The 13,288-nt window shown below is 41.3% G+C and carries 14 protein-coding genes; 12 read left to right on the top strand and 2 right to left on the bottom strand.

What is annotated here, in order from left to right:
* The first annotated feature begins 334 nt into the window (after window positions 1-334).
* From SG0102_RS13060 to SG0102_RS13045, 5 genes are all read left to right on the top strand, one after another.
* Window positions 335-1,180 (top strand): hypothetical protein, encoded by an 846-nt coding sequence (locus SG0102_RS13060; protein ID WP_125118137.1) that lies wholly within the window; start codon window positions 335-337, stop codon window positions 1,178-1,180.
* A 28-nt stretch (window positions 1,181-1,208) separates the two neighbouring features.
* A complete protein-coding gene (locus SG0102_RS13055; RefSeq protein WP_125118138.1) occupies window positions 1,209-1,418 on the top strand; it encodes a hypothetical protein in 210 nt (69 codons plus the stop codon).
* Window positions 1,402-2,793: a helix-turn-helix domain-containing protein gene (locus SG0102_RS13050; protein WP_125120337.1), complete on the top strand. Its 1,392-nt coding sequence runs from the start codon at window positions 1,402-1,404 to the stop codon at window positions 2,791-2,793. Before SG0102_RS13055 ends, SG0102_RS13050 begins: the two co-directional genes overlap by 17 nt.
* A 317-nt stretch (window positions 2,794-3,110) precedes the next feature.
* Window positions 3,111-3,242, top strand: a complete 132-nt coding sequence (locus SG0102_RS15885; RefSeq protein WP_269461199.1) for a hypothetical protein — start codon at window positions 3,111-3,113, stop codon at window positions 3,240-3,242.
* Window positions 3,230-3,655 (top strand): hypothetical protein, encoded by a 426-nt coding sequence (locus SG0102_RS13045; protein WP_125120336.1) that lies wholly within the window; start codon window positions 3,230-3,232, stop codon window positions 3,653-3,655. The genes SG0102_RS15885 and SG0102_RS13045 overlap by 13 nt, the downstream gene beginning before the upstream one ends.
* A gap of 137 nt (window positions 3,656-3,792) precedes the next feature.
* On the opposite strand, the gene tnpA is transcribed toward SG0102_RS13045, so the two are convergent.
* A complete protein-coding gene (tnpA, locus tag SG0102_RS13040; RefSeq protein WP_125120335.1) occupies window positions 3,793-4,248 on the bottom strand; it encodes an IS200/IS605 family transposase in 456 nt (151 codons plus the stop codon).
* 95 nt (window positions 4,249-4,343) lie between these two features.
* Here tnpA and SG0102_RS13035 point away from each other — a divergent pair, with 95 nt between their 5' ends.
* The 7 genes from SG0102_RS13035 to SG0102_RS13005 all read left to right on the top strand — a co-directional run bounded on the left by SG0102_RS13035 (window position 4,344) and on the right by SG0102_RS13005 (window position 12,065).
* Entirely contained in the window at window positions 4,344-5,612 is a 1,269-nt protein-coding gene (locus tag SG0102_RS13035; RefSeq protein ID WP_125120334.1) for an RNA-guided endonuclease InsQ/TnpB family protein, read from the top strand.
* Between the two features lie 209 nt (window positions 5,613-5,821).
* The gene (locus SG0102_RS13030; protein ID WP_148668864.1) at window positions 5,822-6,082 is read left to right on the top strand and encodes a hypothetical protein; all 261 of its coding nucleotides are present in this window, start codon (window positions 5,822-5,824) and stop codon (window positions 6,080-6,082) included.
* 290 nt (window positions 6,083-6,372) lie between these two features.
* Entirely contained in the window at window positions 6,373-7,698 is a 1,326-nt protein-coding gene (locus SG0102_RS13025; protein WP_125120332.1) for an ABC transporter substrate-binding protein, read from the top strand.
* 1 nt (window position 7,699) lies between these two features.
* The gene (locus SG0102_RS13020) at window positions 7,700-8,605 is read left to right on the top strand and encodes a carbohydrate ABC transporter permease (RefSeq protein WP_125120331.1); all 906 of its coding nucleotides are present in this window, start codon (window positions 7,700-7,702) and stop codon (window positions 8,603-8,605) included.
* Entirely contained in the window at window positions 8,577-9,428 is an 852-nt protein-coding gene (locus SG0102_RS13015) for a carbohydrate ABC transporter permease (RefSeq protein ID WP_125120330.1), read from the top strand. The genes SG0102_RS13020 and SG0102_RS13015 overlap by 29 nt, the downstream gene beginning before the upstream one ends.
* Before the next feature lie 5 nt (window positions 9,429-9,433).
* Window positions 9,434-10,528, top strand: coding sequence for an ABC transporter ATP-binding protein (locus tag SG0102_RS13010; protein WP_125120329.1), 1,095 nt, complete (start codon window positions 9,434-9,436; stop codon window positions 10,526-10,528).
* A gap of 100 nt (window positions 10,529-10,628) precedes the next feature.
* Entirely contained in the window at window positions 10,629-12,065 is a 1,437-nt protein-coding gene (locus SG0102_RS13005; RefSeq protein ID WP_125120328.1) for a glycoside hydrolase family 32 protein, read from the top strand.
* A 77-nt stretch (window positions 12,066-12,142) separates the two neighbouring features.
* Here SG0102_RS13005 and SG0102_RS13000 read toward each other — a convergent pair whose 3' ends face one another.
* Window positions 12,143-13,147, bottom strand: a complete 1,005-nt coding sequence (locus SG0102_RS13000; RefSeq protein ID WP_125120327.1) for a LacI family DNA-binding transcriptional regulator — start codon at window positions 13,145-13,147, stop codon at window positions 12,143-12,145.
* Window positions 13,148-13,288: the final 141 nt, after the last annotated feature.

Here is a 13,288-nt window from a genome sequence, read left to right as displayed (position 1 = left end):
CAGGATTCTTCGAAACTTGTAAAGAGAAAAATGAAAAAAGTTTAAAAGATTTTTGGGACGTCAATTGATTTTCGAAATTCCAGTTAGATATTTCTAACGTGAATTCTATCATTCACTTATTAATCCTTATGTTTTTTATGAATTTAGTTATTCAGTTATTTTAAAATGTGATAAAATTATCATGATATTAAAGTGTTAAACTAAATTCGATTTGGAGGTAAGGACAAAAAAAGATGATGAGTTAATGCCCTGGAAAAGCTTCTCATCATCTGTCCAACAAGACAATATGATAGTAATACACATCCCGCCTGTTTTCAAGTATAAAAGTTTAAATATGCATTTATGTGATGGTTCCTTTTCCTTCAATGATAAGATTTCCTCATGCTTCAAAGAGCTCATTAGAAATTCTTCTAGTGCAGAGCAGAAGCCTGAGCACGTCTTTCCTGACTGCGCAAATAACCACTTATGGAACAATAACTTTTCCGTTGCCCTTTTAGTGCGCTCTGATAACAGATTCTTTTTCAGACTGGTTAAAAAGCTTTATGAAGCTTGCCTTTCATCAACTGAACTTGCTTATGACATCATGCTTTTCATCAACGCCACCTATTCATATATCATGAACACCTTCTCTGCAGAGGATATTGTGAGAACAATACCCGATTTTTCTGATGAGAACGCACATGACTGGATAAAATTCGGGCATTACAAGAAGATCGTAAACATTAACGATACTCCTTATGAATTTCAGCTTCAGCGCATCTACTCCAAAAGCCTTCATAAAACTCATGCCGTGTTTCCGCTGGGAATTATCCCTTTTATGCGTGAAAACCTTTTTGATATCCTTCTATACCTGCATCAGATCTTTCACGGCGACAGCAGCCTTGAGGATTTTCATGGTCGGCTTAGAGCACTCCTGGAATATCTTTATGCAACCCCTAAGATCAATAAAATGAGTGATAATTTGCTTTCTAATCTTATATGCTCATTTATCGCTGATCACTTCAAAGATTTCTATCAAAACAGTTTCATGACCGTTACTAAAGGTCTCACCAAAGATTGCGTAAAAAACAGCTTCCTCCGCGATGATGTTGCCTGCCCATTACCAACATGGGAAAAATGTGAATCAGCCCTGACGGTGTTAAACTTCTTTGTAAAGAAGCGGGAAACCGCCAAAAAATAGGAAAAATATCAAGGAGGTGGCATTAAACATGTCAAATATCACAAAGAAGGCGGCTATTAAGAACAATAGCCGAGAAATCAATGGGACTATGCGCCCTTCGAAAGGCAAAAAACGTTGCAGAAAGCTTTCAGAAGTCGAAGAGGACGCATTAATGAGAAGACTCTATCCCTACACATTAATTGATTACTGCTACCAAACAGTAATGCAGGAAGGTGATAAGAATGGAAAGAGCCGCTAAAAAGCCCATAGGATATCAGAAGCACATAACTTATGAGCTTCGAGAAAAGATTGAAGCAGGTCTCAAGAGCGGCCTTAATAAGGCCCAAATTGCCAAGACCATTCATAAAGATCCAACTACCGTCGCTAAGGAAATTCGGAATCACAGAACTCCTTCAGGATCGCCAAGCAAGGCACCCTTTGACTGCGCCAACTACAAAAAGTGCACAAGAGGACGGGAGTGCAGAACCAGCCATGAGGTGTTCATGGAATGCACTGACTACACCCTGTTTAAATGCAATCAAAGGGACAGATCACCGGGCGTCTGCAACGGCTGCACCAAAGCCCCCAGCTGCAGATTCTCAAAATACTACTACAGAGCAGATGTGGCCCAAAGAGCATACGAATATATGCTTAGGGATTCGAGAATGGGCTTCAACCTCACCTATTCAGAGGCTCAGTGGATGGCTGATATCATCAAGCCTGAGCTTGAACAGGGCAAGTCACCGTATGCAATTCTTAACGAGCATCCTGAGCTCAAAATTTCCGAAAAGTGCCTGTACAACTATATTGAGCAGGGTGCATTTGAACAGTTTGGAATCAATAGCCTGGCGCTCAGAAACCAGGTAAAGAGAAGAAAGATGCCTAAGGTACGCGCTAACCAGTACAGAAAGCGCAAGGACAGCGGCTATTTAACCGGAAGAACATTCAAGGACTTTCTTGAATACAACCCCCTTGTGGCCGCACAGTACAGCATCAATCATAGCGTTAAGCTCTATGATGGTGCAGAACGGCCTGATAGCGAGCAGGCAATTGATCATCCTGTCGGCTATATCCTTATGGATACCGTTTATAATGATGTTTCTAACGGCCCGTTTATTCAGACTTTTAAGATCATGCCAGGCGGTGTATTTCTTGCCGTCTATCATGATGAAAAAACAGCTGAGGAGATGGTGAATGGCCTTGACTATATTGAAAAGCTGCTTGGCCCGGATGTATTTATTAATAATATAGGGTCTATCCTGACTGACAGAGGCAGTGAATTCTCGCTGGCCGATGAATTCGAAGACAGAGAGTCAGGAACATGCCGAATCTTCTACTGTGATGCGATGCATTCAAATCAGAAGGGATCACTTGAGAACGAGCATCTTGTTTTAAGATATATCTGCCCTAAGAAAAAGAATCTCCGCAAGCTTGGGCTTGTAAGTCAGGAGGCCCTTAACAGAGCCGTTAATAATATCAACTCCTACTCCCGCAAGCTCTATGGCGGCAGAAGTCTCTATGAAAACACGGCTTTCATGATGCCGGAGATCTATGAGGCTCTAAAGTGCAAAGGCTATAGCCAAATCGATAAAGACAAGGTGGAGTTAAAGCCTTCAGTTTTAAAGAAAAAGTAATCAAAAAAATGTGGAAATAAGTCCTTCACAGAAATGTGAGGTGCGAAGTTCCACATTTTTCGCTACAATCTTTTTTCATTATTAGCAATCAATTTAGTAAAATCAGACATGTTTTGACCTCTGAATTTCTAATAAGCGCTAACGAATTCCTTTAATAAAGGCATTTGTAAGACAAAACTACACAAAACCGGAATTTAAATTTAAGCGGAATTTACTTTTTCAATTGAGCAAGATTTTTGGGAGGTCTGGTATGTAGGTGTTTTCGCTCTCACTATATTTAGCTATTGTCTTTATAATAGGGGATAGGAGGATCGCTTATGGCCAAACGTTTAAAAGTAACGAAATCTAAAAATTCTGCATCATTTTATATCATTGATGATTTTTATGATCCCAAGTTAAAAAGAAATCAACGTATGTTGTTGAAAAGCTTGGCAACTTGGCAAGCTTAAGGGAAAAGTATCAGTACGATTCTTATGATGAAGTCATAAAACATTTACAGGAATATGTGGAGGCTTTGCGAGAGGCCGACCAGCAAGCAAAGGCGGGGATGACTCTCGTCTTTCATCCGAATCATTTGATTGCCTGTGAACCGCGCCTTTTTAATATTGGTTATCTGTACATGAAAAATATTATCTGTTTTCTAGGTTTCAAAGAGATCGGTGATGAGATGGCGAAGAAGCATCGTATTCGTTATGATATTACAAATATCATAATTGATGTGCTTTGTCATCAGATCTTAAAAGAGGAAATGGTCTTTTACGAAGCGCCGCAGTATAAGGTTCAGGATGCACAAAAGGCGCTGCGCTTATTAGCGCAAGAGAAGGACTTGATGATTTTTAAGCAAAGATCGCAATCAGCGTAAAGTCATGATTGATGCTGATTATTGCGCAGAGCACTTGTTAAAGGATCATACGGGGATACTAGGGGCTTTATCAGTGCAAGAAGCTGACAAGGTGATTGATGTCTTCAATGAAGAATTAGGCAAGGAATCCCCTGATTTCAATCAGGGGAGGAATTGCCTTTTTTGTTCGGCGAGTACTGGTTTTGGATATACAGTTCTACAACATCACGGCTCATATTTCCCAAAGTGCTCATATAGTAGCTGTTAGACCATAAATGCCCGCCCCAGAAACTTTGATCTCTGATGTCGGGATGCCTGCTGAAAAACAGTCTCCCACTAGCTCCTTTGAGATTCTTGACAATGTTTGTTGGCGCATATTTAGGCTTGAATGATACAAGCAGGTGGACATGATCTGGCATGACCTCCATCTCTTCAATCCTGACATCTGATGTTTCAGCAATATGGCGAAGAATATCTTTCATTTCATTCACAAGGGCAGGCGTAGTAAACACCTGACGTCTGTATTTGGTGACCCATATCAGATGAAAGTGAAAGTTATATACATAACCTCTCTCATATACAGCACCTTTTATCCTGTCTATATGTCTTTTCATATGTACACCTCATTCCTTCTTATATAATAGCATTATTATAGTGGATAATCAAATACATATGTGTTATAATTAAGCTATAGGAAGGAGGAGCCGTTATGAAAAAATGCAGCCAGATGAATTATCATTATGGAGTGGTCCTTAAAATATACCCATCAGATGCTCAGAAACATATTATTGCTGTCAATGATGGTGCACAGCGTGCTGTCTACAATCTTCTTGTAGGTGTCGATAAGGAAACTTACCGTCTTAAGAAAACAGCTGATATTGTGCCTGCCGACAGAAAGCGTCTTGAAGATGTTACGCTCAAGATCCGTGAACTGAACGGAAGCGGTTCTGACATGGCACATATCAGAAATACGCTGCCGTTCTTAAATGAGCCGGAAGTTGACGGTCAGGTGATCGCCACGGCAAAAAAGAACTACACGGCCGCATGGAAAAACATGCGCGAGCGTCATACCGGCGTTCCGACCTTTCACAAGAAATCGTATGAGCAGTCCTATCAGACCTCAAACCACTATCAGAGTGGTCACGAAGGTCTGAATGGCGGCAGCATCCGTTTTCTTGACAGAAAGCATCTTAAGCTTCCGATCATCGGAAGGATCCGGTGCAGCGGCTCGCCTAAGATTATCGATAAGCTGTTCAGTCACAGCGGTCAAACGCGCATCGGAACGGTAACTGTCTCAAGGGATGCCGTCGGCGAGTACTGGGTATCGCTGCAGATCGCATCAGATGACCCCTTCGTCGAATCGCTTCCGAAAACCGGATCGCAGGTTGGCATTGATCTCAACCTTATTGATCTTGTCAATGATTCGGAAGGCGGATCGTTTGAGAATCCGCGATGCCGGAAGAAAATTCAGACTAAGCTCGCCAAGGCGCAGAAGAAAATGAGTCGGCGAGCCAATCAGGCAAAAAAGGACGGGCGCGAGCTTCGTAATAGCAGAAACTACCAGGAGATGCGTCAGAAGGTCGCCTATCTTCACAGAAAAACCGCCCGCCAGAGAGCCGACTACCTTAATTTCGTATCAAAGCAGCTGATTAAAAGCCACGATCTGGTTGCCGCGGAAGATCTTAAGGTACGCAATCTGGTAAAAAATCATTGCCTTGCAGCAGCCATAAGCGACGCCGGATGGCGGACACTTCTGACCATGCTCAAGCAGAAAGGCGAGATGTACGGACGAGACGTCATACTCGTTGCACCACAGTACACTACGCAGACGTGCAGCGTATGCGGTCATGTCATGACCGGAGATCAGAAGCTTCCGCTGTCAGTGCGTGAGTGGGACTGCCCGGCATGTGGTGCACATCATGTACGTGACACCAATGCTGCAAAGAACATTCTAGCGAAGGCTCTTGAGAGTCTTTGATCCTATATAGTATGGGATGAATATCCCCTCTAGCATGGCAACTCGCTAGGGAACCGCCCTCTAACTGGCCGACCTCTGCACTGTTTCTGCGGAAACTCTGTAAGCCTGGCTGTATCTGGGTAAGCTGTATGCCGATGCCATGGCGGAGAACACCGCCCCGCACCGTCATGCAAGCCTGCGACTTTAGTTGCGGGTAGTTGACTAAGATTATGAAACCGGTAGAATACCTGCTAATGAAGAAAGTGTTAAAAGGGAAGTATACCGATCAGGATGTGATTGATCACTTAGCGGCGTTGAATATTGTTTATCTGGGTGGTATTTCATATGTTCCGGCTTTTACGAGAACCGTATTAACTGATGATTTGGTGAAAGCATATGGCTTTCAGCCATCTTTGGAGATCCTTTTCCAGCATGATCTGAAAAGAGGAATGAGAGTTGTGAATGCCCAAAATGGCTTGAAACTTGAATAATACAGGAAAGACAAAATGTGATATGTTTTGTCTTTTTTTATGCCGCAGAAAAAATATAAAGATAATGAAAGTAAAATGTAAGCTTTATGGAAAAGGATTTTTAAAGGGTTGTAAAACAAAATAAAGTAACCGGTTACTAAAAAGTTATTGACAGCGTTTTCGAAAGAGTATATGATGAGTGTGTCAAGAAAAGTAACCGGTAACTTAACCGGGAACTTCTCGAAGATGAGAAAGGAAATTTTATTTTTTTAGAAAAGAAAGTAACCGGTTATTTAAAGGAGGAGGAAAGCATGGTGAAAAAGAAGCTGTTGTCATTTGTCCTGGCAGGTACGATGGGACTGACATTAACAGGCTGTGGGACAAAGAGTGATCCAACGCCTGGCAGTATCAAAGGTTATGATCAAGGGGAACAGTATGTTTCAATCTGGGTACATAGTATTGAAGATACGCCTGAAGGTCATGTTTACCGTGAATCTGTCAATGCTTTTAATAAAAAGTATAATGGCAAATATTTCGCGGACATTGAATTTATTCCAAGAAATGATAGTGGGGGCGGTTATAGTGATAAGATCAACGCTTCCGTTATGTCAGGTGGGCTGCCTGATGTGTTAACGGTCGATGGTCCAAACGTTGCTTCTTATGCGGCGAACAAGATTATCCAGCCGTTAGCGCCATTAACGAAGAAGGAAAAGTCAATTTACTTACCTTCAATTCTTGATCAGGGCACTTATCAGAATAAGTTATATGCTTTAGGGGTTATGGAATCAAGTGTGGGACTCTACTACAATAAGGATATTTTGAAGAAAGCGGGCATTAAAGTGCCTGATCAGAATCATCCATGGACCTTCAGTGAATTCCTGACAATCTTACAGAAAGTCAAGAAGTATACCGATCAGGTGAAAGGTTATCCATTAGATATGACCTTCCCAGTTGGGGAAGCGACCATTTATTACTATGCGCCATTTTTCTGGAGTAATGGCGGTGATCTGGTTTCTAAGAATGGTTTGAAAGCCGATGGCTATTTCAATTCACAGCAGAACTTAAAAACGATTCAGTATTTCAAAACATTACTTGCTCACAAGTATATGTCGAAAGTAGCCGTTGCAAACTTATTTGAAGAAGGTCGGGCGGCCTTTAAGTTTGATGGGGCTTGGGAAGTTAATACCGTGCGCACACAGTTCAAGAAGCTCAATATTGGGGTTGCTCCTTATATTGTCGGTGACTCATGGAAAGGTGAAAAATATACGCCAACGGGATCTTGGGCTTTTGCGATGTCTTCAAAGTGTAAACATAAAGAAGCAGCGACGAAGCTGGTGCAGTATATGAGCGGAATCGATAGCGGAAAACGGATCTGGAGTGAAACGAAAACATTCCCATCAACTTACAAAGCTTATGCCGCGTTTGATGATTTTGATAAAGATCCTGAATACAAAGCCTTATATACACAGTTAAAAACATATGGTCATCCAAGACCTAAAACACCAGTCTATCCACAGGTCAGCACCTCTTTCCAGCAAGTCTTAGAAAATAGTGTGTTAAGTGGAATGGACGCAAAAACACAGCAGGATAAAGCTGTAGAAAGGATCAACGCCAAATTAAAGCGCTATACGATGTAATATGAACAGAAAAAAACAATCGATTATGGGAATGACGTTCTTTGGTCCAGCTTTGGTGCTGCTAAGTGTCTTCCTGTTTATTCCAATGATTCTTACCTTAATCTTCAGTTTTACTGATTTCTTTGCCTTAAACCCGAGCTTAACGCATTTTACCGGTTTAAGTAACTACTTCCAGATTTTCAAAGATGATGATTTCCGCATGGCTTTCTTTAATACCTGGAAATTCGTGCTCATCATCGTACCACTGCAGGGTTTAGGTGCGTTAGGCTTAGCGATGCTGATTAATAAAGTAACGCACTTTAAAGGCTACTTTAAAGTGGCGTTCTTCCTGCCAGTGGTTATGTCATTAGCCGTTGTCTCGACATTATGGATTCAGATCTATTCACCAGAAGGGATCCTCAATGCGATCTTAGGAAACTTTGGTATTTCTGCTCAGCCGTTTATTAACAGTTCTTCACAGGCTTTACCTTCAATCGCCATCATGAGTGCATGGCAGGGGGTCGGCATGCAGATGATTATCTTCTTAGGCGGTCTGCAGGGGATTAACCCAGCGCTTTATGAAGCAGCGGAAATGGATCATGCCAGCGCATGGCAGAAATTTAAAGATATTACTTTACCTGAACTTAAACCATTATGTGTGTTCGTCTTCATTACCATTACTATTGGTGCTTTCAGAATGTTAGTTCAGCCAATGATCATGACCGGTGGCGGACCTTCACATTCAACGTATACGATGGTTTACGATATTTATGAAACTGGGACAGTGAACTGGGAACTTGGTTTAGCAAGTACCATGGCCATTATCTTCGCTATCTTCGTTATGATTCTGACCGTTATTCAGACGATTGTCACAAGAGATAAAAAGGAGGTCGACACTCATGCAGACAAAAAAGCAAAGAACGCTTAATTGGATCTTAGTTGTAATTATGTTAGCGGCCTCGCTGTTATTCTTATTCCCTTTAGTGTGGATGATTGTGAACTCATTTAAAGGGGATGCAGCGATCGCCCATGATATGCATAGCTTTGCGGCCTTTCTGCCGCCAGTGATTACCAAGGGCTTTTTAAACAACTATACAAAGATTTTGTTCCATACGGATTTCCTCCGCTATTTAGTGAACACTGTTCTCTATGCCTTTATCATGGTGGTCTTAGGGATTATCGTCAATGGGTTAGCCGGCTACGCGTTAGCGAAGATCGACTTCCCATTCCGCGATCGCTGGTTATTGGTGATTATGCTCTTAATGATTGTGCCAATGGAATCCATCATTACCATTCATTTCTTCTTTATTGCAAAATTAGGCTTACTTAATACGATTCTTGGTTTAATCTTACCGGGGATTGTCAGTCCATTTAATATCTTCTTATTCAGACAGGTCTTTATTTCGCTGCCTGATGATATTTACGAAGCAGCGCAGTTAGATCATTGCAGTCCGATCAAATATTTCTTTACGATGGTTTTACCAATGAGTAAATCAGCGGTCGCAACGGTTGGGGTTATGACCTTCTTAGGAGTATGGAATGATTATCTCTGGCCATCATTAGTCTTTACATCAAATAAACTGTTAACTGTTCAGATTGGTTTAAATGCCATTACCTCAAATGATAATACGACGATGGGGATGAAATTAGCAGTTATCACTTTAGTCACAATTCCTGTGATCATTATCTACGCATTATTCTCAAAACAAATTGTTGAAGGGGTCGTATCGACCGGCAGTAAGGAGGGCTAAACAACATGAGTTTTATCGAATTAAAGAATGTCTGCAAACAGTATAAAGGGGCAGACAAGAAAGCAGTTACGAACTTTAACTTAGAAGTTGAACCAAAAGAATTCATCGCTTTCGTCGGACCTTCCGGCTGTGGGAAATCAACCACTTTACGTATGATTGCGGGCTTTGAAGAAATCTCTTCGGGGGATTTGATCATTGATGGCAAACGTATGAATGAAGTTGCTCCTCGTGATCGTGGGATTTCGATGGTGTTCCAGAACTATGCCTTATATCCTCATATGACCGTTGAAAAGAACATCTCTTACGGCTTAAAGAATATGAAAGTACCAAAGGATGAAATCAAAAAGAAAGTTGACTGGGCGATTGATGTCTTAGGCTTAGAAGAATATCGTTACCGTAAACCGAAAAACTTATCTGGCGGGCAGCGTCAGCGTGTTGCTTTAGGTCGTGCGATTGTTAAAAATCAGAAGTTATTCTTAATGGATGAACCATTATCCAACTTGGATGCCAAATTACGTGTATCGATGCGTACGGTCATTTCTAAACTGCACCGTCAGATTGGCGCTACGACCATTTATGTCACCCATGATCAGGTTGAAGCGATGACGATGGCGGATCGTATTGTCATTATGAAAGATGGGGTTGTTCAGCAAATCGGCAAACCAATGGAATTATATGATCACCCTGTGAATAAATTCGTGGCAGGCTTTATCGGCTCACCACAGATGAACTTCTTTGATGTCACAGTGAGTGGTCGTGAAGTGACTTTTGCGGATGGTCATAAAATGCAGATCACACAGACTGTCGCCAATAAGCTGCAGGCCCGTAATCGCAAGCTTACGTTAGGAATCCGAGGAGAAGATATCAAAGTGGATAACTTAAATCTTGATACCTTCAAAGATGGCATTATGCATGCGACGATCAATGATACAGAAATTATGGGTAATGAAAATAACTTATATTTCACTTTTGGTAATGCGAATGTTGTAGCCCGTGTTTCTAAATACGATGTGAAGAATATCGGTGATGATTTATCATTCATCTTTGAACCAGCGCATATCCATTTCTTTGATGCTGAAACGGAAGAAACATTAATTTAAGACTTCTTAAAAGCGGGGATGATCAAACATCATCCCTATTGATATAAAGTGACAAGTAATCGGGACAGAGAGCCCCTTAAAAAGCGAAAGGACAAACGTTATGCAGACATTAGAAAAAGCGAATCAATATATCAAAGAGCAGCCTGAAGATCATTCACGACCACTCTTCCATGTCACTGCGCCGACGGGCTGGATCAATGATCCCAACGGCTTTTCCCTCTATCAGGGAGAATACCATTTATTTTACCAGCATTATCCTTATAAAGATGTCTGGGGACCAATGCACTGGGGCCATGCGAAGACGAAGGATTTTATCACTTGGGAAGATTTACCCGTTGCCTTAGCACCTGATCAGCCTTTTGATGAAGAAGGCTGTTTCAGCGGCAGCGGCCTGGAAACACCAGAAGGCCACGTACTTGTTTATACCGGCTTACGGAAAGTCAATGGCGAAATAGAACAGAACCAGTGCGTCGCGATCGGGGATGGCCTCCATTATCAAAAACTATCAGAAAATCCCGTCGCTTTGGGAAAGCAGCTGCCTGAAGGTTTTTCGACAGAACATTTCCGTGATCCCAAGATTTGGGAAAAAGACGGTACCTATTATTTAGTGGCAGGGAATAAGAATGCCGATAATCATGGACAAATCGTCTTATTCACTTCGACAAACTTACGTGACTGGCAGTATAAATCAGTACTGGCCTGCGATGAAAAAGGAGAAATTGGGGTGATGTGGGAGTGCCCGGATTTTTTCCCGCTTGATGATACGTATGTATTATTAACATCGCCGCAGGATATGGTCGCCACCGAAGAATTCCATAATGGTAATAACGCTTTATGGATGCGCGGCCGTTTTGATGAAGAGAAAGGTGTTTTCACTAAAGAAGTCATTGGGGAAGTCGATGATGGTATTGATTTTTATGCCCCGCAGACTTTAGAAACAGCGGATCATCGCCGGATTATGATTGGCTGGATGCAGTCTTGGGATAACTTTATGAAACCAGCAGATCAGAAATGGGCCAATATGATGAGTTTACCACGTGAACTTTCAATGAAAGACGGTCATCTGATTCAAAAACCAGTACGAGAAATCAATCAGTATCATCAAAATGTGATGGTCTATGCACACCAGCAATGTTTAGGGGAGATGCAGCTGCCTTATGTTAAAGGACGCTGCTTAGATATGACCGTAACCATTCATTCTTCAAATTATCATGAATTTACCATCCAGTTTGCGAAAGATAAAAGTCATCATGTGTCTTTCACTTATCATAAAGATAAGAACATGTTTGAACTCGATCGCAGCTACTGTGGCATGATTCGTGATGTTGTGGCGATTCGTCGGAAAGCTTTAAAAGTGCCTTATCCGGAATTGACGATGCGTGTGATCTTGGATCGTTATTCTGCAGAAATCTTTATTAATGGCGGGGAACAGGTCTTCTCAACCACTTTCTATACGCCTTTAGATGCAGAAGATATCAGCTTTACCTCATATGATCAGGTAGAATTTTCGGTTGTAAAATATGATTTAGTGAAGTAGGAGACGGAAAATATCCGCCTCTTTTCTATTATGTTAAGTTTAATATAATTTCTATGAAAAAAACCTCCAGGCGGAGGTTAATGGGTCGTGTGACGAATGATGAGTGATGGTTCTACCTGACGGTGAATCAGCTGCTTGCTTTTTTTGTTTTGAATCTGATCGACTAATAATTCCATGGCGGCATGAGAGAGGGTATCAATATTCTGATGAATGGTTGTAATGGGAATCAGCGCTTCCCGTGAGATTGATGAATCATCAAAACCGATGATATTATAATCTTCTGGTAAATTCCGATAATGTCGATAAACGATATTTAAAAAGATATTGGCATGCGTATCATTGGCAATAAAAATACCTTTCTTTTGCCCTTGGTATTTGGTATCGATTTGCTGGAAGAGATCTTCATAAATAGTATTGGTTTCATCCCAGGTAGCGCCTAAATATTGCGCGATCAGCTGGTGAGGCAGATGCTCTTTCTCACAGATATCCAAGAAGCCATGGGTACGTTCATAATCCGGGTTTTCGGGAGTTAATTCACTATTGATATGAATGAGAATATCGCAGTTTAAAGACTGCAGGTAGGATGTTGCAATGAGGGCGCCGCGATAGTTATCGGTGGTGACGCCATTTAAAAACTGTGATTCACGTTCGATCGTGACGATCGGAATTGGTAAGCGGGAAAGTTCCTGACTGCTTAAACAGTGCGATAAGATGATCATGCCTTCAATATTATAGGCGATCAGTTCACTGATATACTGGCGTTCCATGACGGGGTCATCATTGCTTTCAAAGACAAGAAATTTATAACCAAATTCCTGATAAGTGGCTAAAATATGACTTAACATTTCGGCGTAGTAATGCATCGAGAGGTTTGGGACGATAATACCAATGAATTCACTTTTGCCATTAGCTAAGACTTTGGCAAGTTTGTTTTCATGATAGTTGAGTTTTTCTAAAGCGTCTTTGATGATCGCACGATTCTTCTCGGTTAAGGTTTCCGGATGATTAAAATAACGGGATATGGTTGTTTTGGAGAAATGGGTATATTTGGCGATATCATCAAAGGTGATTTTTTTTTGCATAAAAGCCCTCCATTATTTAGAAATTCCCTTTTATTATAACAAAAGTAACCGGTTAAGTAAACGTGTGACCACCTTTTTTGAAGGAAATAACATGGAAACTTTAAAAACGGTTACAGGAAGATTATAATAAAGGTATACCTT

The sequence above is a fragment of the Intestinibaculum porci genome, assembly GCF_003925875.1.
Classification (GTDB): Bacteria; Bacillota_I; Bacilli_A; order Erysipelotrichales; family Coprobacillaceae; genus Intestinibaculum; species Intestinibaculum porci.
This window is presented reverse-complemented; position numbering and strand designations above follow the sequence as displayed.

What these genes read in the sequence shown, in the direction of transcription:
- SG0102_RS13060 (WP_125118137.1), top strand. Translation starts at nt 335, where the DNA reads ATGCATTTATGTGATGGTTCCTTTTCCTTCAATGATAAGATTTCCTCA.
- SG0102_RS13055 (WP_125118138.1), top strand. Translation starts at nt 1,209, where the DNA reads ATGTCAAATATCACAAAGAAGGCGGCTATTAAGAACAATAGCCGAGAA.
- SG0102_RS13050 (WP_125120337.1), top strand. Translation starts at nt 1,402, where the DNA reads ATGGAAAGAGCCGCTAAAAAGCCCATAGGATATCAGAAGCACATAACT.
- SG0102_RS15885 (WP_269461199.1), top strand. Translation starts at nt 3,111, where the DNA reads ATGGCCAAACGTTTAAAAGTAACGAAATCTAAAAATTCTGCATCATTT.
- tnpA (WP_125120335.1), bottom strand. Translation starts at nt 4,248, where the DNA reads ATGAAAAGACATATAGACAGGATAAAAGGTGCTGTATATGAGAGAGGT.
- SG0102_RS13035 (WP_125120334.1), top strand. Translation starts at nt 4,344, where the DNA reads ATGAAAAAATGCAGCCAGATGAATTATCATTATGGAGTGGTCCTTAAA.
- SG0102_RS13030 (WP_148668864.1), top strand. Translation starts at nt 5,822, where the DNA reads ATGAAACCGGTAGAATACCTGCTAATGAAGAAAGTGTTAAAAGGGAAG.
- SG0102_RS13025 (WP_125120332.1), top strand. Translation starts at nt 6,373, where the DNA reads ATGGTGAAAAAGAAGCTGTTGTCATTTGTCCTGGCAGGTACGATGGGA.
- SG0102_RS13020 (WP_125120331.1), top strand. Translation starts at nt 7,700, where the DNA reads ATGAACAGAAAAAAACAATCGATTATGGGAATGACGTTCTTTGGTCCA.
- SG0102_RS13015 (WP_125120330.1), top strand. Translation starts at nt 8,577, where the DNA reads ATGCAGACAAAAAAGCAAAGAACGCTTAATTGGATCTTAGTTGTAATT.
- SG0102_RS13010 (WP_125120329.1), top strand. Translation starts at nt 9,434, where the DNA reads ATGAGTTTTATCGAATTAAAGAATGTCTGCAAACAGTATAAAGGGGCA.
- SG0102_RS13005 (WP_125120328.1), top strand. Translation starts at nt 10,629, where the DNA reads ATGCAGACATTAGAAAAAGCGAATCAATATATCAAAGAGCAGCCTGAA.
- SG0102_RS13000 (WP_125120327.1), bottom strand. Translation starts at nt 13,147, where the DNA reads ATGCAAAAAAAAATCACCTTTGATGATATCGCCAAATATACCCATTTC.